Source organism: Devosia pacifica (genome assembly GCF_014652635.1).
GTDB classification, from domain to species: domain Bacteria; phylum Pseudomonadota; class Alphaproteobacteria; order Rhizobiales; family Devosiaceae; genus Devosia; species Devosia pacifica.
Window position 1 is genome coordinate 385,860 of sequence record NZ_BMZE01000004.1, and the last position, 17,961, is coordinate 403,820.

The 17,961-nt window shown below is 59.9% G+C and carries 16 protein-coding genes; 10 read left to right on the forward strand and 6 right to left on the reverse strand.

Annotated elements, in window-relative coordinates; genetic code table 11:
• The first annotated feature begins 8 nt into the window (after nucleotides 1-8).
• The 5 genes from glpX (at nucleotide 9) to IE127_RS18195 (ending at nucleotide 6,286) form a co-directional block, all read left to right on the forward strand.
• The gene (gene glpX / locus IE127_RS18175) at nucleotides 9-998 is read left to right on the forward strand and encodes a class II fructose-bisphosphatase (RefSeq protein WP_189427196.1); all 990 of its coding nucleotides are present in this window, start codon (nucleotides 9-11) and stop codon (nucleotides 996-998) included.
• A gap of 37 nt (nucleotides 999-1,035) precedes the next feature.
• Nucleotides 1,036-2,853, forward strand: coding sequence for a single-stranded-DNA-specific exonuclease RecJ (gene recJ / locus IE127_RS18180; RefSeq protein ID WP_244640320.1), 1,818 nt, complete (start codon nucleotides 1,036-1,038; stop codon nucleotides 2,851-2,853).
• 76 nt (nucleotides 2,854-2,929) lie between these two features.
• Entirely contained in the window at nucleotides 2,930-4,264 is a 1,335-nt protein-coding gene (locus IE127_RS18185; RefSeq protein ID WP_189427197.1) for an NAD(P)/FAD-dependent oxidoreductase, read from the forward strand.
• Nucleotides 4,249-5,058, forward strand: coding sequence for a DUF1365 domain-containing protein (locus IE127_RS18190; protein WP_189427198.1), 810 nt, complete (start codon nucleotides 4,249-4,251; stop codon nucleotides 5,056-5,058). The genes IE127_RS18185 and IE127_RS18190 overlap by 16 nt, the downstream gene beginning before the upstream one ends.
• On the forward strand, nucleotides 5,051-6,286 hold the full coding sequence (locus tag IE127_RS18195) for an SAM-dependent methyltransferase (protein ID WP_189427199.1): 1,236 nt from the start codon (nucleotides 5,051-5,053) through the stop codon (nucleotides 6,284-6,286). The genes IE127_RS18190 and IE127_RS18195 overlap by 8 nt, the downstream gene beginning before the upstream one ends.
• Before the next feature lie 48 nt (nucleotides 6,287-6,334).
• Here the strand turns inward: IE127_RS18195 and IE127_RS18200 are convergent, their stop codons facing one another.
• The 3 genes from IE127_RS18200 to IE127_RS18210 are packed head-to-tail and all read right to left on the reverse strand — an operon-like array spanning nucleotide 6,335 to nucleotide 8,333.
• Nucleotides 6,335-7,096, reverse strand: a complete 762-nt coding sequence (locus IE127_RS18200; protein WP_189427200.1) for an SDR family NAD(P)-dependent oxidoreductase — start codon at nucleotides 7,094-7,096, stop codon at nucleotides 6,335-6,337.
• Complete coding sequence (locus IE127_RS18205) at nucleotides 7,096-7,752, reverse strand: ChrR family anti-sigma-E factor (protein ID WP_189427201.1); 657 nt, start codon at nucleotides 7,750-7,752, stop codon at nucleotides 7,096-7,098. The genes IE127_RS18200 and IE127_RS18205 overlap by 1 nt, the downstream gene beginning before the upstream one ends.
• Nucleotides 7,749-8,333 carry a sigma-70 family RNA polymerase sigma factor gene (locus IE127_RS18210; RefSeq protein ID WP_189427202.1) on the reverse strand — a complete coding sequence of 195 codons (585 nt, stop codon included), beginning with the start codon at nucleotides 8,331-8,333 and terminating at the stop codon, nucleotides 7,749-7,751. Before IE127_RS18210 ends, IE127_RS18205 begins: the two co-directional genes overlap by 4 nt.
• A 213-nt stretch (nucleotides 8,334-8,546) precedes the next feature.
• Between IE127_RS18210 and IE127_RS18215 the strand changes: the two genes are divergently transcribed.
• The 5 genes from IE127_RS18215 (at nucleotide 8,547) to IE127_RS18235 (ending at nucleotide 14,203) form a co-directional block, all read left to right on the forward strand.
• The gene (locus tag IE127_RS18215) at nucleotides 8,547-9,500 is read left to right on the forward strand and encodes an ABC transporter substrate-binding protein (RefSeq protein WP_189427203.1); all 954 of its coding nucleotides are present in this window, start codon (nucleotides 8,547-8,549) and stop codon (nucleotides 9,498-9,500) included.
• A gap of 1 nt (nucleotide 9,501) precedes the next feature.
• Entirely contained in the window at nucleotides 9,502-10,533 is a 1,032-nt protein-coding gene (locus IE127_RS18220) for a FecCD family ABC transporter permease (RefSeq protein ID WP_210310544.1), read from the forward strand.
• Nucleotides 10,534-10,535: 2 nt separating this feature from the next.
• Nucleotides 10,536-11,585, forward strand: coding sequence for a FecCD family ABC transporter permease (locus IE127_RS18225; RefSeq protein ID WP_189427204.1), 1,050 nt, complete (start codon nucleotides 10,536-10,538; stop codon nucleotides 11,583-11,585).
• Complete coding sequence (locus IE127_RS18230) at nucleotides 11,585-12,412, forward strand: ABC transporter ATP-binding protein (protein WP_189427205.1); 828 nt, start codon at nucleotides 11,585-11,587, stop codon at nucleotides 12,410-12,412. The genes IE127_RS18225 and IE127_RS18230 overlap by 1 nt, the downstream gene beginning before the upstream one ends.
• 66 nt (nucleotides 12,413-12,478) lie before the next feature.
• Complete coding sequence (locus tag IE127_RS18235) at nucleotides 12,479-14,203, forward strand: ABC transporter ATP-binding protein (RefSeq protein ID WP_189427206.1); 1,725 nt, start codon at nucleotides 12,479-12,481, stop codon at nucleotides 14,201-14,203.
• A gap of 47 nt (nucleotides 14,204-14,250) precedes the next feature.
• Here the strand turns inward: IE127_RS18235 and IE127_RS18240 are convergent, their stop codons facing one another.
• The 3 genes from IE127_RS18240 to IE127_RS18250 form a co-directional block, all read right to left on the reverse strand.
• On the reverse strand, nucleotides 14,251-15,255 hold the full coding sequence (locus tag IE127_RS18240; protein ID WP_189427207.1) for a heparan-alpha-glucosaminide N-acetyltransferase: 1,005 nt from the start codon (nucleotides 15,253-15,255) through the stop codon (nucleotides 14,251-14,253).
• Nucleotides 15,252-17,039, reverse strand: a complete 1,788-nt coding sequence (locus IE127_RS18245) for an aq_1923 C-terminal domain (protein WP_189427208.1) — start codon at nucleotides 17,037-17,039, stop codon at nucleotides 15,252-15,254. Before IE127_RS18245 ends, IE127_RS18240 begins: the two co-directional genes overlap by 4 nt.
• A 118-nt stretch (nucleotides 17,040-17,157) precedes the next feature.
• Nucleotides 17,158-17,961 (reverse strand): RgsD C-terminal domain-containing protein (locus IE127_RS18250; RefSeq protein WP_189427209.1); only part of this gene is annotated, 804 nt, incomplete at its 5' end.

A 17,961-nucleotide genomic window follows, 5' to 3' on the forward strand; every position in this document is an offset into this window, starting at 1 on the left:
AGGCTGAAATGGTGAAACTGACAAAGTCGGACGGAGCCCGTGCTCCGGCCAGCATCGCAAGGCACCTGACGCTCGAAATCGTGCGCGTTACCGAACGTGGCGCCATCGCCGCAGCAGGCTGGCGCGGCAAGGGTGACGAGCGCGCCGCTGATGCCGCCGCGGTCGAGGCCATGAGCCATGAACTCAGCCGCATCGATATCCGGGGCAGGGTGGTCATCGGCGAGGGCGAGCGCGACGAGGTGAAAGCCCTCTATATCGGCGAAGAGGTCGGCAGCGGAACCGGGCTCGAAGTCGATATTGCCGTCGATCCGCTCGAGGGCGTCACGCTTTGCGCCAAGAACCAGCCGGATTCCATCTGTGTCCTCGTCCTGGCGGAGCGTGGCGGTCTGCTGAACGTGTCTCGAAATCTCTATATGAACAAGATCGCGATCGGTCCGGGCTACCCTGAGGATATCGTCCACATCGATGCCTCTGCCGAAGAGAACGTCAATGCCCTGGCCAAGGCCAAGGGCGTTCCGCTCAGCGAGATCACCGCTTGCGTGCTCGATCGGCCGCGCCATACCTCGCTCATCGAAGAGCTGCGGCGCTGCGGCGTATCGGTGAAGCTGATCAGCGATGGCGACATCGCCGGCGTCATCCATGCTGCGCAGACCGATGAGACCGGCATCGATATCTATCTCGGCTCCGGCGGCGCGCCCGAGGGCGTGCTGGCGGCTGCGGCGCTGCGCTGCATTGGCGGCCAGATGCAGGGCAAGCTGATACTGGATACCCCGGAAAAACGCGCACGCGCCGCCCGAACCGGTATCACCAAGCCGGACACCATCTATTCGATAACCGATCTGGCCGCAGGCGATGTGCTGTTCGCCGCCACCGGCATCACCGATGGCAGCATGATGAGCGGCGTCCGCTTGCGGCGCAACAATGTCGATACATCGACCATCGTCATGCGGTCATGGTCGCAGACGGTACGCTGGGTCAACGCCCGGCACGCGCGCTAGCTGCCAGCGCGCGTTAGCCCTTCCGTTGGCACGTGAAATGGCTTACCCGCAATGCATGCTCGAATCGCACCCCCGCCATTTCCTCGGTGTCAGGTCCTCCATATCCGGTCGCGCCTGGGTCGATCGGCTGGATGAGGCGGCGGCTCGCAATGCAACGGCGATCTCTCAGCGCGCGAATATCGCCGAGGTTCTGGCTCGCGTCGTGGCCGGTCGTGGCGTACCGCTCGAACAAGCTGAGGAGTATCTGTCGCCGACAATACGGCATCTGATGCCGGATCCCTCGACATTGACCGAGATGGATCGATTGGCTGAGCGCCTCGCGCAAGCCATTCTGGATCGCGAACCCGTCGCACTGTTCGGCGATTACGATGTGGATGGTGCGTGCTCGTGCGCGCTGATGCAGCGCTTCCTCGAGCATTTCGGTGTTCGTACCACAGTTCATATTCCAGACCGCATTTTTGAAGGTTACGGCCCGAACACCGCCGCAATGGACAAGTTCGTCGAGGATGGCTTTAGGCTTATCGTTACGCTCGATTGCGGCACCACCAGCGATGTCACCATCCGCCATGCGCGGGAGAGGCAAGCCGATGTCCTGGTCATCGATCATCACCTTGCAGACGCTGACCTGCCGGACGCGACGGCCCTCGTGAACCCCAACAGGCCCGATGATATCTCGGGGCTTGGTTATCTTTGCGCCGCCGGCGTCACCTTTATGGTTCTGGTGGCCGTCAATCGTCTGTTGCGGGAGCGTGGCGAGACGCGCATTCCCAACCTTATGGGCCTGCTCGATCTCGTGGCTCTGGCAACGGTATGTGATGTGGTGCCACTCACCGGCCTCAACCGTGCATTCGTCATTCGCGGTATCGAGGTGGCCCGCAAGGGCGGCAATCAGGGCATGTCGGCGCTCTCGCTCGCCGCCCGCATCAGCGGCCCGCTCAACCCTTATCATCTGGGCTTTCTGTTGGGCCCGAGGATCAATGCCGGCGGGCGCATCGGCGATGCGGCGCTTGGTTCACGGCTTCTCTCGCTCGATGACGAGCATGAGGCGCTTGCTCTGGCCGCGCGGCTCGATGAGCTGAACAGCGAACGACAGCAGATCGAGGTCGAGGCAGTAGAGCAGGCAGTGCAGGCGGCGGAAGCGGAGATTGGCCTGGGAGAGGGCCCGCCGGTCCTCGTTCTTGCCTCTGCCGATTGGCACCCCGGTGTCGTGGGCCTCGTCGCGGCGCGGGTGCGCGAGCGGTTCGATCGTCCGGTAATCGCTGCTGCCATAAAGCCCGACGGGTCAGCCGTTGCTTCGGGACGATCAATGCCGGGTGTCGATCTAGGGCGCGCAGTCATCGAGGCTGTTGAACTCGGGCTCATTCCAAAGGGCGGGGGGCATGCCATGGCTGCCGGTGCTACCCTGCGCCATGGTGACCTCCATGGCTTTCGTGCTCATCTCACTGACAGGTTGAAGGATAGCGTTACAGCGGCGCGCTCGATGACGCAGGTCCGGATAGATGCGGCGCTGACCGCGCGCGGCGCGACGACAGACCTCGTTCACGATCTCGACAGGGCAGGGCCCTTCGGAGCCGGCAATCCCACGCCTGTCTTTGCGTTTCCGGCGCATCGCGCCCGCTTCGCTCAGGTCGTAGGCAAAGGCGGCCATGTCTCGTTCTCCCTCGCCTCTGATGATGGCGCGCGCATCAAGGCCATTGCATTCAGGGCGGCGGAGACGCCTTTGGGCGAGCTTTTGCTGTCCAATCAAGGTGCCGCTCCGCTTCATGTGGCGGGATGCTTGAGCCTCGATCACTGGCAGGGGCGTGAGCAGGTGCAGCTTCGCGTCGTCGATGCTGCACGGCCCGAAACGCGCTGACATGAAACCGCAGACTGATCCACGGCATTCCATCTTCCGTAGTTTAATCAACTACGCCACGGAGATCCCCATATAAATGGCGCCACTCGACATCGCAGTCATTGGGTCCGGAATTACCGGACTTTCAACAGCTTGGCTGCTTTCCCGGACTCAAAATGTCACCTTGCTCGAGCGCGCCTCGAAGCTTGGGGGACATACGAATACCGTCTCTGCCAAGACAGGGGACGGGGCGGTTGATGTCGATACCGGCTTCATCGTCTTCAACGAAGCGAACTATCCGAACCTGACGGCCCTTTTGGCGCATCTCGGCGTAGAAACCGCTGTCTCCAGCATGAGCTTTGCTGTGTCGGTTGCAGAAGGCCGCATGGAATATTGTGGTCGGTATCTCAACGGACTGTTCGGCCAGCGCCGCAACCTCATCCGGGTAGAACACTGGCGTCTGGTCAGTGACATCCTGAGGTTCTTCCGCGAAGCGCGGAAGCAAATCGATTCCTGTCCCGACGATCTGTCGATCGGTGCGTTCCTCGAGCGTTACGGCTACTCGAAGGCCTTTATCGAGGACCACATCCTGCCGATCTCGGCCGCCATATGGTCTACGCCCAGCCGTGGCATGCTTGCGTTTCCCGCGCGCACCTTCATCGAGTTCTTCGACAATCATAATCTGTTGCAGGTGAACGGGCGGCCTATCTGGCGCACGGTGAAGGGCGGTGCGCAGCGTTATATCGACAGCATCTGCGCCGACGGGGCATTTCAATCGCGTACAGACGTAAGCATCTCGCGCGTGCGGCGGCAGGCAAATGCGGTCGAGATCGATTATGCGGACGGCAGCACGCAGAGTTTTGATGAAGTCGTGTTCGCCTGCCACGCCGATCAGGCGATGGAGATGATTGCCGACCCCACCGAGGCGGAACGCGAGGTTCTGTCCTCGTTCAAGTTCACTGCCAATCGGGCGGTTCTGCACACCGACAAAAATCATATGCCGCGTCAGCGCAACCTGTGGTCTTCCTGGAATTATCTGCGAGCGTCGGAAGGTGAGAGCGCCTTGAGCCTCACCTACTGGATGAACAAGCTGCAGCCTCTCGATACCAAGACCAACATATTTGTTACCCTCAATCCGAGCGCCGAGTTCGCGCCCGGCACGGTCCAGCAGACTTTCGAGTATGATCATCCATTGTTCGACGCAGCCGCTATCGAGGCCCAGCGCGACCTCTGGCGGATACAAGGTCAGTGCCGGACCTGGTTCGCCGGCGCCTGGATGGGGTATGGCTTCCACGAGGATGGATTGCAGGCCGGCCTTGAGGTCGCTGAACGGATTGGCGGCCGGAGCCGCCCGTGGTCCGTACCAGCTCATCGCGACCGGATCGCCCATACCTGGGTAGAAGATTTGGGGAGCACATGGGCGGCGGAGTAAGAGCCAGCGAGCTTGGCGCTCTGTACTGCGGCACCGTCGTTCACAAGCGCTCGCGGCCCAAACGGCATGTCCTGCGTTACCGCGTCTTCTCGATGCTGGTGGACCTCGATTCGCTTGAATCACTGGATCAGAAGCTGCGGTTCTTCTCCTTGAACCGATTCAACTTTTTTTCGATCAGAAGGTCCGACTTCGGGCCGCACGATGGCAGTTCGCCGGCCGAGTTCTTGCGGCAGAAAGCACGCTCAGAGGGCGTGTCGGAGCCGATCACCCGGATACGCATGCTGGCTTATCCGCGCATGTTCGGCTTCGCCTTCAACCCCATCACGGTCTATTTCCTTGAAGTCGGGGACGAAGAGCTGGCGATGATGGTCTACGAAGTGCGTAATACCTTCGGAGAGCACCATTTTTATTCGGCGCAGGTCGATGACGACGAAACCGTCAGTCACACTGCTGCCAAGGCTTTCTACGTATCTCCATTCAATACGCTCGAGGGCCGATATCGCTTCTCCATCCGCCCGCCGAAGGAAGAAGTGTTCATCGGGGTGACCCTGAGCACCGACGAGGGCGGTCTGCTGACCGCATATTTCGAAGGGCAGCATCGTGAACTGACCGATGCCGCCCTGCTGAAACTCGGCCTTGAATATCCGTTCATGACGGCTAAAGTGCTGTTCGCAATACACTGGGAGGCTCTAAAGCTGTGGCTTAAGGGTGTCCCTCCGACCCTCAAACTTCGCCGCAAGTCGGCGCAGAGTTCGGTACCGCGTCAGGTCAAGACAACCAAGCGATATGAGTAAGACAGTAGTAGATCAGTCCGGTAGCGGGGTGACACCCTGGAAGCGATTGGCGTCCTGGGTGGTTGAGGCCATCGGTTCGAAATTACTGGGAGATCCCCAGCACGGTGCTGTCACCGTGATCCTGCCAGACGGTCGCACCCGCACCGTCGGCAACCCATCTACAGGCGGCCATGCTGTCCTGCGGTTGAAGAATTTCAATGTAATTACCGAGTCGATGCGGCGCGGCACGGTCGGCTTTTCTGCCGCCTATATGAATGGCGACATCGAGGTCGATGACCTGACAGCCCTTTTCTTGTTCTTCTTGCAGAACAGAGAGGTGTTTGAGAACGCCAATCGCGGCATGTTCAAGCGCGCAGCGCAGGATCTGGCCTATCATATTGGCCGCGCGAACACTTTGTCGGGCTCTCGCGAGAATATTTCCGAGCACTATGATCTCGGAAACGATTTTTATGGGCAGTGGCTCGATCCGTCGATGACCTATTCGTCGGCGGTCTTCACCTCCGGCGATCAAAGCCTCGAAGAGGCGCAACTGGCCAAGTATCACCGCGTCGCGGATATGGCGGGTATTACGCCCGGCAGTTCGGTGCTCGAGATTGGCTGCGGTTGGGCCGGATTCGCGGAGACCGTTGCCCGCGACTATCAGGCTAACCTTCGTGGGATAACGCTGTCGGCTGAGCAATTGCGCTTCGGTCAGAAGCGCCTGCAGGAGCAAGGGCTCGATAGCCTCGCCAGCCTCCACTTCGAGGACTACCGGCACACCGAAGGGCAATTCGACCACATCGCCTCAATCGAGATGATTGAGGCCGTGGGTGAAGATAACTGGCCCAGCTACTTCAAGACTGTCCACGATCGGTTGAAGCCGGGCGGGACGGCGGCCATCCAGGCCATCACCATCAACGAGGCCGATTTCGAAGGCTATAAGTCGGGGCCGGATTTCATCCAGCGCTACATCTTCCCGGGCGGCATGCTGCTGACCAAGACGGTCATGCGCGAGTACGGTGATCGGTTTGGGCTAGTGCTGGAGAACGTCGAGACGTTCCGCCTGTCCTATGCCAAGACGCTGCGTTTGTGGCGCGAGCGATTCCTCGAGCGTTGGCCGATGATCTCGGCGCTTGGCTATGACGAGCAGTTTCGCCGCAAATGGGTCTACTATCTCAGCTACTGCGAAGCAGGCTTTACCGAAGGCATGATCGACGTCGGCATCTATCAGTACCGTCGTCCGACCTGAGGCGATCCGTTAGCGTGGTGTTAACATTTGTGTCACGCCACGCTAACCCTAATTGTCCTTCGGCATCATCCGGGATGTGATCGCAAAAAACAGCGGATAAGGCAGCATTCTCATGAACTTGAGGATGAACGCCATGCGCTTTGGGAAGGCGATTTCAAAGGATTTACTGTTTGTCAGCCCGTCGACCATCCGCCGCGCCGCATCCTCGGTTTCGAGCAGGAACGGCATCGGGAAATCGTTCTTCTCGGTCAGTTCGGACTTGAAGAATCCCGGCGCCACAACCCGCACATTGATGTTCCGCGGCGCCATTTCCGCATGCATCGATTCCGTCAGGCTGATCAGCGATGACTTCGTCGCATTGTAGGCTGCAGCCCTTGGCAAGCCGACATAGCCGGCGACTGAGGAAATCACCGCCAGCTCGCCACCGCCTTGCTTTTCATACTGTTCGAACAACGGGTTAGCGAGACGCACCACACCCAAGAGATTGGTGTCTACGACCTTTTGGAACTTGTCGAACGCATAATCGCCCGGCTCGCTGGGCTGCCAAGCCGCAGCGCCGAAGATTGTCAGATCGATCCGGCCCAGCGTCCTTGAAATCTGCGCAACCACATCCGCGACAGCGTCCGCATCGGTTACATCGAGCGGAAACGGATGAATGTCGCGTCCGGCTGCCACCTCATCGAGTTTCTCACGCCGCCGCCCGGAAATCGCGACTTTCCATCCGCGATCCGCCAGTAAGCGAGCGGAAGCGGCTCCGATGCCGGAGCCGCCACCAATGATCCACGCAATTTTCTTTTCTGTATCGGCCATCAGATACCAAACAGTGGCTGCAGGGCGCGCATCAGGCGCCCGCGGAACGTAAGGGGCGAGTCGACTGCAACAAGACAGATGCAATCCTCACCCGGCTCGGCGATCGGTTGATGCTCGACATCTTCATCATGATCGGCAATGTCGCCGCGCGCGAAGACGCCGAACCGGTCATGATATGCGCCCTTCAGGATCAGGGTCAGTTCCTGCCCGCCGTGGCCATGCTCCGGCACCTGTCTCCCACCTGCCACCCGCAGCAACATCAGACGCGACGAGTTTTTAGATCCTGTCGGCAAGTCCGCGGTCGCAACGCCTGGACCAGTCCAGCGCCAGCGAACGCCCTCTAGCCCATTGGGTAGGTACGGACGCAAAGGTTCCGGAATGTCGTCGGCTGTAGTTTCGCTGCGTACCACAGGCTGGCGCTCGCACGGGCTGGCGTCGGCAGCGTCAAGCAGGCGATCGAGCGCCCCATCGGACATTTCTACCGGTTCCGCCGCATCAACAAAGGCGCCGCCGATCGCGTTGATTTTGCGGACCGTCTCGCGTCCGCCCTCTGACATTGCAAGATGCGTCGCGATAACCGCAGAGAACGGCTCGTCGAGCGTTCCGGCGCTGAACGCCATAAGCGTCGACAGGTCGGGATGATGGGTGACGCTCATTGAAGATCCTCCAACAAGGGCCGAAGACGGTCATAGGCGAGACGCAGTCGTGACTTCACGGTGCCCAGCGGAATTCCGAGCGCCCTTGAGATCTCGGAATGCGGCATATCCTGCACAAAGCTCAGCCGCACCACTTCTCTTTGGTCTTCCGAAAGATCGGCAAGTGCCTTGCCAACTCTGTCCACCACCTGGTGTTGTTCGACCACACTGACGCCAATAGGAGCGTCGCTGACCAATTCCACTTTTTCTAGATCCTCATAAGGTTTGTTTGACTGGCGGCGAAGCTGATCGATGCGCAGATTGCGCGCGATCGTGAAGATCCAGGTGCTGGCTGCGCCGCGCTGCGGCGAATAGAGCTCCGCCTTGCGCCACACGGTCAGCAATGTCTCCTGTACGAGATCCTCAGCCAGGGCATTGCTGGCGCCAAGCTTGAGCATCATCGATTTGATCTTCGGCGCATAAAGGCTGAACAGTGCGGCCAATGCCGCCTTGTCGCGCCTTTGCGCTATTCGTTCGATCAGCTCCCGCGGATCTTCGCTCTGATCGGTGCCGGGCAGGTGCCCCGACGTTGGCTCGCTCATCACCACCGCATGCATGCTCGTCTCCGCGTTTGGAGTGTGAACGAACCGCCAAACTGGTTGGATCACCGCGAAGATATTCAAACCCTGTCAGGCTTAGGGTCTTCTCCTGCCGGGTCAAGTCACGCCTGCGCTGACGAGACGATTTTTAACATGACTTGACCAGTCATCTTAGAGGGTCTAACCACCAACCCATTGCCATAGAAGACAACCGTGATGACCAAGCTTATTCTGATAGCGCCGCTGTTGTTTGCGTCCCTCCATGTCGGCGTGGCGGCTGAAGAATGGCGCTACACGGACGGCTCCGGACAAACTGTCGAACTCGACGAAGTGCCTAAGCGAATTATCGCGAGTGCCGATGCTGCAGCTGGCTTGATTCCGCTCGGCATCAGACCGGTCGGCATATACGCCGACAGCGTCGTCGCGCAGAGCAAGCCGCTACAGGGTCTCGATCTGTCCGGCATAGAAATTATCGGATCCGTGTGGGGACAGATCGATATCGAAAAGGCGGCGGCCCTTCAGCCGGATCTTGTTATCGCCGAGTACTGGCCAATGGACGGAAACTGGAGTGGCGGCGAGGTCGTGACCGGTCCTGAAAGCCCGTTGCGTCAACTGGTTCCGGTAACCGGTCCCACGCAAGGCGATTCCATTTTGTCGCTGATCGAAGACTACGAACAGCTTGCAGCAAGCCTCGGGGCTGATCTGACCGTTCCGGCGATAGAAGACGCCAAGCGTGCATTTCAAGCTGCGCGCTCTGAATTCGAGGAGGCAGTTGCGGCAAAGCCTGACCTGACCGTCCTGGCGGTGTGGGCCGGCGAAGACGCGCTCTATGTTGCCGCGACCGAGGGTGCGGCGGAGCTGTCTGATTTCAGCCGCTGGGGGCTGAACCTCATCGATCCCGAGAATGCCGACGACAGGGGATATTGGGAAACTCTAAGCTGGGAGAATGCCGACAAATACCAGCCTGATCTGATCATGGTCGATGACCGATCCGAGCAGACGATGGCAACCGCGCTGGCACAACCGACCTGGACAACAATGCGCGCCGCTGAAACTGGCGCCGTTACCGATTGGCCGGCGTTCTGGCTTCGCAACTACGCTGCCTATGCCCGCGAACTCGAGCATCTCACCGTAGCCATCAAGGCTGCGGATCAGCATTTGACGGATTGACGTGACCTGGGCCGACACAGCACCGGTGCGCGTTCTGGCAGACAGGCGCATAGTGGGTCTAGTGGCCATGGTTTTGGCGCTCATCGGGACCGCACTTGCCTCGATCGGTATCGGAGCGAGAAGCATTGCGCCGGAAACGGTCTGGACGGCGCTGGTTGCCTTTGACCCGCAATCGACTGATCACCAGATCATCTGGGCGCTTCGAATTCCGCGCACACTGATCGGCATCGGCGTAGGCATCGCGTTGGGGATGGCGGGCGCGGTGCTTCAAGGGGCAACCCGAAACCCGCTGGCGGATCCATCCATTCTCGGTATTCACGCTGGCGCTGCAGTGCTTGTCGTCATTGGCATCTTCATTTTCGGACTGACCAGCTTCTCCCAATATGTCTGGCTCGCCTTCGCGGGAGCTGGTGCTGCAATGCTGTTCGTTTACTCTGTGGCCTCGTTAGGGCGCGAAGGCGCAACACCGGTAAAGCTGGCACTTGCTGGCGCCGCGACGACGGCCGCGTTGATGTCGGTGGTCAGTGCCGTTCTGTTGACCAGTCTCAACACGCTCGACGAAATCAGGTTCTGGCAGGTGGGGTCGCTTGCGGGGCGCGACATGTCCATCTTCACGCAAGTCGTGCCGTTTCTCCTGCTTGGCACGGTATTGGCGTTTGCCATCGGCAGGACGCTGGATGGCCTGGCAATGGGGGATGATGTCGCCCGCGGGCTCGGCCAGAACGTCGCTGTCAGCCGTGGTCTTGCCGGCCTTGCCGCCGTAATCCTCGCTGGCGGAGCAACCGCTGCCGCCGGACCGATCGCTTTTGTCGGTCTCACCGTGCCGCACCTGGCACGCGCCATCACCGGGCCGAGCTATCGTTGGATCCTGCCGTATTCGATGCTCATCGCGCCGTTATTGCTGCTGGGCTCAGATATCCTCGGGCGCATTGTCGCGCCGCCGGGCGAGGTGCAGGTCGGCATCGTCACTGCAGCTCTGGGGGCGCCGGTGTTTATCGCGCTTGTGCGCCGTCGCAAGCTGGCGGAGCTTTGACGATGTTGGAGAAAAGCAGGGCCTTGCCTGTCACCAGCGCGCGTCTGGCGCTGACGCGGCACGAACTGGTAGTTACGTGCTGGCTGAGCCTTGGGCTCGCCGCGCTATTCGCAGCCTCGCTTTACCTTGGAGATTATGTCGTGGCGCCGCTGGATGTCGTGCGTTCGCTGCTATCTCCCTTTACGGGAGTGCAAACCCAGGGTGTCGATTTCATCGTGCTTTCCCTGCGTCTGCCAAGAGCAATCCTTGCGATCTTGGCGGGCGCGGGTTTTGCGCTTTCCGGAGTCATGTTTCAGACCTTATTGCGCAACCCGCTCGCAAGCCCCGACATTGTCGGGATTTCGACCGGGGCCAGTGCTGCTGCCGTGTTCGCCATAGTCGTCTTGGGGTGGGGCGGGGCGCTGCTTTCATTCGGTGCCCTTGCCGGTGCGCTGCTGACCGCCGTGGCGATTTATCTGTTGGCATGGCGCGACGGTGTCAGCCCTTACAGGGTTGTGCTGATCGGCATCGCGGTTTCGGCGATGCTATCGGCCGTGATCTCATATCTCTTTACGCGCGCCCGGATCTTCGAGGTACAGCAAGCGATGGCCTGGCTGGTGGGAAGCCTCAACGCGGCAAACACCTCCGAGATTATTCCTCTGGCTCTTGCCCTGCTGATACTTGTGCCGACTGGTTTGCTGCTCGGTCGAGGGCTATCGGCCCTGCAGCTTGGCGACGATACGGCGCGTGCGCTTGGTAGCAGGGTTGAACTGTCTCGCCTCTCGCTGCTCTTGTGTGCCGTGGCACTTTCAGCATTTTCTACCGCAGCAGTCGGCCCCGTGGCGTTCGTGGCTTTTGTATCCGGTCCGATCGCGCGCAAATTGCTCGGCACTGGCCGCAACGGGTTCGTGCCGACAATGGTCGTTGGGTCCTGCGTAATGCTCGGCTCCGACATGCTGGCGCAGCATGCCTTGCCAAACACGCAGTTGCCGGTGGGCGTGGTAACCGGATTGTTCGGCGCAAGCTTCTTGCTGTGGCTGCTTGCAATGTCCAACAGGCAAGGGCGGGTGTGATGAGCACAAAGACCTCGAATGGCCGGAAGCTCGAGGCGACCGGCATGCACCTCTCCTACGGTCAACGCGAGGTGGTGACCGATCTGGACCTGAGGATTCCGCCTGGCAAGCTGACCGTGATCGTCGGCGCCAATGCCTGCGGCAAGTCGACCGTCCTGCGCGGTCTCTCGCGGCTCCTGGCACCGACGCATGGCGCTGTCGTGCTCGATGGCAAGTCCATACACTCCATGTCGACTAAAGAAGTGGCACGACACATGGGGGTGTTGCCGCAGTCACCATCAGCGCCTGAAGGCATTATCGTGGCTGATCTTGTGGGGCGCGGACGTTACCCTCACCAGGGCTGGTTCAAGCGCTGGAATACCTCCGATGACGCTGCTGTCACCGAGGCATTGCAGGCAACGGAAACGCTAGAGCTAGCAGATCGCCCGGTTGATGAGCTTTCCGGCGGCCAGCGGCAACGCGTCTGGATTGCGATGGCGCTGGCTCAGGAAACCGATTTGTTGATGCTCGATGAGCCAACCACGTTCCTTGACATCAATCATCAGGTCGAAGTGCTTGATTTGCTGACGGATCTCGTACGCACTAAGGGTCGCACCGTGGTGGTGGTGCTGCATGATTTGAATCTTGCCTGCCGCTACGCAGACCATCTGGTAGCCATGAAGGCCGGGCGGCTGGTCGCCGAAGGAACGCCTTCGCGGATTGTTGATGCTGCGCTTGTGGACACAGTTTTCGGCCTTTCCGCGCAGATTGTGACCGACCCGATTTCCAACACGCCGATGATCGTGCCGATTGGGCGGCACCACAGATCAGCCCGCATCTACACCTGAACACCATTGCTGTGGGAACGCCTTCAGCCTAGTCGTTGAAGCCTCGTCCCGTGAAGGCCCTCTATCATGCTGCGCAAGTTCTTCGCCTACTACGCACCCTACAAGGGACTGTTCTTTCTGGATTTCGGTTGCGCTGTGGTGGTGGGCCTTTTGGAACTCGGTTTTCCTATCGCCGTGCAGCAATTCATTGACAGGTTGCTGCCCAGCGAAAACTGGCCGCTGATCCTCACCGCGGCGGTGGTGCTGACGCTTATCTATACGCTGAGTGCTGCTTTGCAGGCGGTGGTGACCTACTGGGGCCATGCGCTCGGCATCGGTATCGAAACCGATATGCGCCGCCAGGCCTTCGATCACCTTCAGAAGCTGTCGTTCCGGTTCTTCGACAACACCAAGACCGGCACGCTGATTACGCACGTCACGAAGGATCTCGAGGAAGTCGGCGAGGTGGCGCATCACGGCCCGGAGGACCTGTTTATCGCGATCATGACCTTTATCGGCGCGCTGGCGCTGATGATCGCGATCAACTGGCAACTGGCCTTGATCACGGCGACGGTTGTTCCGTTCATGACCTGGCTCGCCAGCCGCTATGGCGCGCGTATGACTCAGGTCTGGCGACAGGTGTTCGGACGCGTCGGCAACTTCAACACCCGCATCGAAGAGAGCATTGGCGGCATAAGGGTCGTCAAGGCGTTTGCTAATGAAGATCATGAGCGCAAGCTGTTCGAGGCGGACAACCACGGCTATCGCGATACGAAACTCGAGGGCTACCGCGCCATGGCCGCCTCGACGACCATGACCTACCTGTCGACGCGGCTGATCTATGTCATCGTCATGGTCGCGGGTACCTGGTTCGTGATGAATGACAGTCTGAGCTATGGGGGCTTCGTCAGTTTTCTGCTGCTGATCAACGTGTTTTTCCGCCCGATCGACAAAATCACCAGCGTCCTGGAGAGCTACCCAAAGGGCATCGCCGGCTTTCGCCGCTATCTCAACCTGATAGAGACCGAACCCGACATTTCGGACCGCAAGGGCGCACGAAGTGTCGATGTGCTGAAGGGCGATATAGAATATCGGGACGTTTCCTTCGGCTACACCGCCGGCCACAAGGTGCTGGACGGCTTGAACCTGTCGATCAAGGCGGGGGAGACTATCGCGTTCGTCGGCCCCTCCGGCGCTGGCAAGACGACTATCTGCTCCCTGCTGCCGCGATTTTACGAGATCGAAAGTGGCGCCATTCTGGTCGACGGAATTGATATTCGCGACATGCGGCAGACGTCCCTACGCAGCCATATCGGCATCGTGCAGCAGGATGTCTTCCTGTTCGGTGGCAGTGTTCGCGAGAACATCGCCTACGGCCGGCTCGATGCCACGGACGAAGATATCCGCGATGCAGCGAGAAGGGCCCGGCTCGATACGGTGATCGCGGCGCTGCCCGAGGGATATGACACGATCATCGGCGAACGCGGCGTGAAGCTGTCCGGGGGGCAGAAGCAGCGCATGTCGATTGCCCGGATGTTCCTGAAGAATCCGCCGATTCTGATCCTCGATGAAGCGACTTCGGCGCTGGATACTGCAACCGAGCAGGCGATCCAACGCGCGCTCAACGAGCTCTCTGATGGTCGGACAACGCTTGTGATCGCGCACCGGCTTGCGACGATCCAGAACGCCGACCGCATCGTCGTCGTCGACGAGACGGGCGTTGTCGAAACCGGAACGCACGGCGACTTGCTTGCGAAGGGCGGCACCTACGCTCAACTCTACAAGGCACAATTTGGCGCGCTCGTCGCGTGAGATGACGGAATCAGTCTCGCAACATCGCCGCGTAAGTGTCTGAACTCTCAGGGAAGCGGCGGAGCAAGGTCGCCGTCCTCGCGAGTGCACTGAAGGATGACTTCACTGACGGCGTTGCTCTGCTCAGGTGTTGGCTCCTGCGCTTCGACAGCCTCCCACAGGTCGCGTTGAGAGACTTCTTCCAGCGCGCAAGCACAGTAACTGGTGCAGAAAGCCGCCTCGGATCCCGTGTTGAGGCATCCTGCCTGACAGGTGCCGGCGAACGCGTTGACGGATGTCGTTTCATCGAAGACGAAGGTCGCCAACGGGTAGATAATCGCCAGCAGGGCAAGCTGGTGAATGAGATAGATCACCAAGGTCCAGCGGCCGATCATGGACAGACCATGCCAGGGACCGGTTGTCGGCGCCCAGTTCCCGAGCCGCTCCAGCCTGCCGCTGTCGATGAGGTAACGGGTGAGGGCGATGCCCAGCAGTGTCACCCCAAGCCAGGGAAACACCGGCACGAGGTCATTGGTCGGAGGCGGTACGGGCCAGAAGCCGATCCAGGACCAGACCTTCTCGGTAAAGACCGGAGCCGAAAACACCACCCCGGCAATGATAACCAGAAGTCCGACGAATGCCGTCAGCCAAAACGGGATTCTCAGGAACGGCAAGCCCAGGAGGCTGAACACCGCGATTGCGTGCAGCACGCCGAAATAGACAAAGGTTTCCGGGAAGGCGAGATACGTCCCGATGCTGACTAGTGCCGCAGCGCCGCCGATGACGGCGAAGCGACGCCAGAACGCTTTCCAGCGGATCTGCCGTCCATGCGCCAGCACCAGCCCAACGCCGGCAAGGAAAACGAAACTACCCAGCAGCACGCGCGCAAAAGCAACCCAGATCGGATGCGTGCTGACATCGAACGGGATCAGCCAGAAATAGCTGAGATCCCAGAACAGATGATAGAATACGACGCCGACGATCGCGACGCCGCGTACGACGTCGACAAGCGCATAGCGGGGACGGGACGCCGCGCCGCCTCGGGTGGTGTGCGCGGCGTCCCTCAGACTCATTCAGCCTCGGCCTGGATCGAGACCTTCTCAAGCAGAACCGTAGGATCTTCCTGCGCCGCCATGAAGTCGGCCAGGCCCAGCCCTACTTCGTCGAGCGAAGTGATATCGAGCATCAAAGTTCCACCGTCGCGGATAAAGCTGCTCAGTGCATCGCCCACAGCTTCGGCATCGCTGCTGCCGCCGAGCAAGCCGATTGCCATGCCTTCGGCAACGCCGGCAATGATCGGGCGCATGGTGGATACGTCGACGCCCTGCTGTGCTGCAGCATCAGAAAGCAGAAGTTCGGTCAGGCCATTGTCGACGACCGTGATCTGCAGGTCCTTCGCAGTGGTGCCCATTGCAGCGACCATTGCCAGGTCGTTGTTTTCGCTGAACAGCTGCTCAGTCGCATTTCCGACCGTACCGGCGATGTTAATGCTGCCCAGATCGGCCTCCTCGAGCATCAGCGTGTTGATCTCGATCTGGTCCAACTCTGCCAACCAGTTCATCGAGAGCTCAAAGCCAACGTCGACGCTCTCGATCCCCATGGCCCGAAGTTGCTGAAGCTGCTCGTCTTCGCTGTCAGCCGGCAGATCAACGAGAATATTCTCGGCAGATGCATCGATCGACGCTGGAATGCCATTGGTGTAATCGCCCAAAGTGAGATCGACACTGCCGACGGAGGCGACGATGCGTTCCCCTTCGTTATCGGTATCCGGAAAGTCCATCTCCAGCCCGCTTATCGAAAAGCCTGCAAACGCCGGGATCAACTGACGCGCGTTGTCGCGGAACCATTCGTCGGCATCAGAGACGGGCATGCCGGCAATCACGTCGATCTGGTCTGAAAAGTCGAAGCCTTTGAACACAAAGGAATCGAACGCCATCGATCCGACACTGCCATCTTCCGTCAACTCGATGCTGACATCCTCAACTGCAATTTCAGGGTAAGTGCCAGGCTCGAAGCCGCCCATCGTTACCGGACCAACCACGACGGACACCGGCTCACCGGTGTCGTCTTCGCCCGAACAATCAATGCCATCGAAGGTGAATGGGGCAGACCGGAAAGACGTGATCAGATCGATATACATCGGCAGAAAGTCTGCCATCAGCTCTGGATCGGGTTCTCCCTCGTCATCGTCCTCAGAGCTGGCCTCGAGCTGGTTCGCAATGCTCATGAACTCGGTGAACGGGACTTCCAGCGGACGCGCGCTGAACTCGGCGACCTGCATGCTGCCGATCTCGCAGGTAACCTCTGGCGTGGTGATAGAGCCGCCAGCCATCGTGACATCGGTGTAGATAGTCTGGAACTCGGAGCTGGACTGCTCGACGAAGCCGTAGAAGCCGAGCAGGGCATTGATGTTCAACGCGCTGGCGGACATGGTGTCAAAGCTGCCGCTGAACTCCTCGCCGTCTTCCATGGTGATGCTGCCAATGGTCACGCTGCCAGCGACACCGTCGATGACGTCTTCGATCGTCACGTCGTTGTAGGTGATGAGAAAGTCATCCATCTCCTCGCCCGAGGCGGTCACCTCGACTGTCGGGATCGTGATGCTCGCAGCATCGAGAGCGGCAAGATCCTCTGCGTGACTCTCGAAGTCCCCCGTCAGGATCGCCCGGAGCGTGTCCGCATCGATGGTCGACTGCTCGACAGTGACGTCGGGAACATTGACCTGAAATGCCAGCTCGGAGGCCTCGGGTGTTTTGGTTTTCTGCGCCAGGGCTGCCGAACTGGGCAGGGCAACTGATAACAGGGCGGCGGCTGTAACTGTGGCGAGTGGCCCGCCAATTCGCTTCATGTTCGACATGGTCCTGACTCCTGTGAAATTCTTGAGATTCAATCTGCGACAAGCCTGCTTGTGCAGCAATACCTATAGGGCTGACCTGTACAACGATATGACGTGACGTGGTGGCTTCGTAACAAAATCAATAGACTTCGGTGAGCACCTCAATCTCGGCACCGGCCCCCGGCTGCACTTCGAATCCCCGGTTGAAGACGGTGTCGCCCTGCTTGGCCAGAACCTCATAGTCGCCGGCAGCAAGCACAGTCTCGGGGAAGGCGCCGAGATCGGTGAACAAGGTCGCTCCCTCCATGGTTTGTACGGTCCACTCCACGTCAGCAATGGCTTCGCCACCCGGTTCGGAAACGAGCTTGAACGAAATTTCGCTTGCCTGATGATAGAGTGTCGCATCTGTCAACTGGCCGGCCTGAACTCTCAAATCCGCCCGCACTTCGGCGTTCACGCTGCCGAACCGAGAGACCACATGATAGGTGCCGGCATTGACGGTGACGATCTCATTTGCGGTGATATCGCTTGCCAAGAGCGCCTGCTCGGTCTCGCTGTCTGACGAATAGATATCGAATCGCAACAGGTTCGGAGAAATTCCTATATCGCCCTCAACGGCCGCATTGAGCCGGATAGCACCAGCATCGAGCACGACCGATTTGCTGTTCGATCCAGGCGCGACGCTGAGTGTGTCGCTGGTTTGGGCGCGACCGTAGGCCACATGAACAAGGTACTCACCCGGCGGCAGCTCAAGTTCGGCGGTCGCATCCTCAGACTTCGCGCGAAGAGCGAGATCTCCTGACTCGTCGGTTGAGGTGTCGAATACGCGCCATACGAGGCCGCGACTGATGGGCTCGCCCTCCGCTGTGACCAGCGCGGTGAGTTCAACAGGCTGCGGCACCGAAGTTATCGCATCGATCGCTGCGGCAGCGGCTGCTTCCGC

Bases quoted from the DNA above. Each gene is read 5' to 3' on its own strand.
- recJ (WP_244640320.1), top strand. From the start codon at position 1,036: ATGGCTTACCCGCAATGCATGCTCGAATCGCACCCCCGCCATTTCCTC.
- glpX (WP_189427196.1), top strand. From the start codon at position 9: ATGGTGAAACTGACAAAGTCGGACGGAGCCCGTGCTCCGGCCAGCATC.
- IE127_RS18185 (WP_189427197.1), top strand. From the start codon at position 2,930: ATGGCGCCACTCGACATCGCAGTCATTGGGTCCGGAATTACCGGACTT.
- IE127_RS18210 (WP_189427202.1), bottom strand. From the start codon at position 8,333: ATGAGCGAGCCAACGTCGGGGCACCTGCCCGGCACCGATCAGAGCGAA.
- IE127_RS18200 (WP_189427200.1), bottom strand. From the start codon at position 7,096: ATGGCCGATACAGAAAAGAAAATTGCGTGGATCATTGGTGGCGGCTCC.
- IE127_RS18195 (WP_189427199.1), top strand. From the start codon at position 5,051: ATGAGTAAGACAGTAGTAGATCAGTCCGGTAGCGGGGTGACACCCTGG.
- IE127_RS18215 (WP_189427203.1), top strand. From the start codon at position 8,547: ATGACCAAGCTTATTCTGATAGCGCCGCTGTTGTTTGCGTCCCTCCAT.
- IE127_RS18245 (WP_189427208.1), bottom strand. From the start codon at position 17,039: ATGTCGAACATGAAGCGAATTGGCGGGCCACTCGCCACAGTTACAGCC.
- IE127_RS18205 (WP_189427201.1), bottom strand. From the start codon at position 7,752: ATGAGCGTCACCCATCATCCCGACCTGTCGACGCTTATGGCGTTCAGC.
- IE127_RS18230 (WP_189427205.1), top strand. From the start codon at position 11,585: ATGAGCACAAAGACCTCGAATGGCCGGAAGCTCGAGGCGACCGGCATG.
- IE127_RS18235 (WP_189427206.1), top strand. From the start codon at position 12,479: ATGCTGCGCAAGTTCTTCGCCTACTACGCACCCTACAAGGGACTGTTC.
- IE127_RS18190 (WP_189427198.1), top strand. From the start codon at position 4,249: ATGGGCGGCGGAGTAAGAGCCAGCGAGCTTGGCGCTCTGTACTGCGGC.
- IE127_RS18225 (WP_189427204.1), top strand. From the start codon at position 10,536: ATGTTGGAGAAAAGCAGGGCCTTGCCTGTCACCAGCGCGCGTCTGGCG.
- IE127_RS18240 (WP_189427207.1), bottom strand. From the start codon at position 15,255: ATGAGTCTGAGGGACGCCGCGCACACCACCCGAGGCGGCGCGGCGTCC.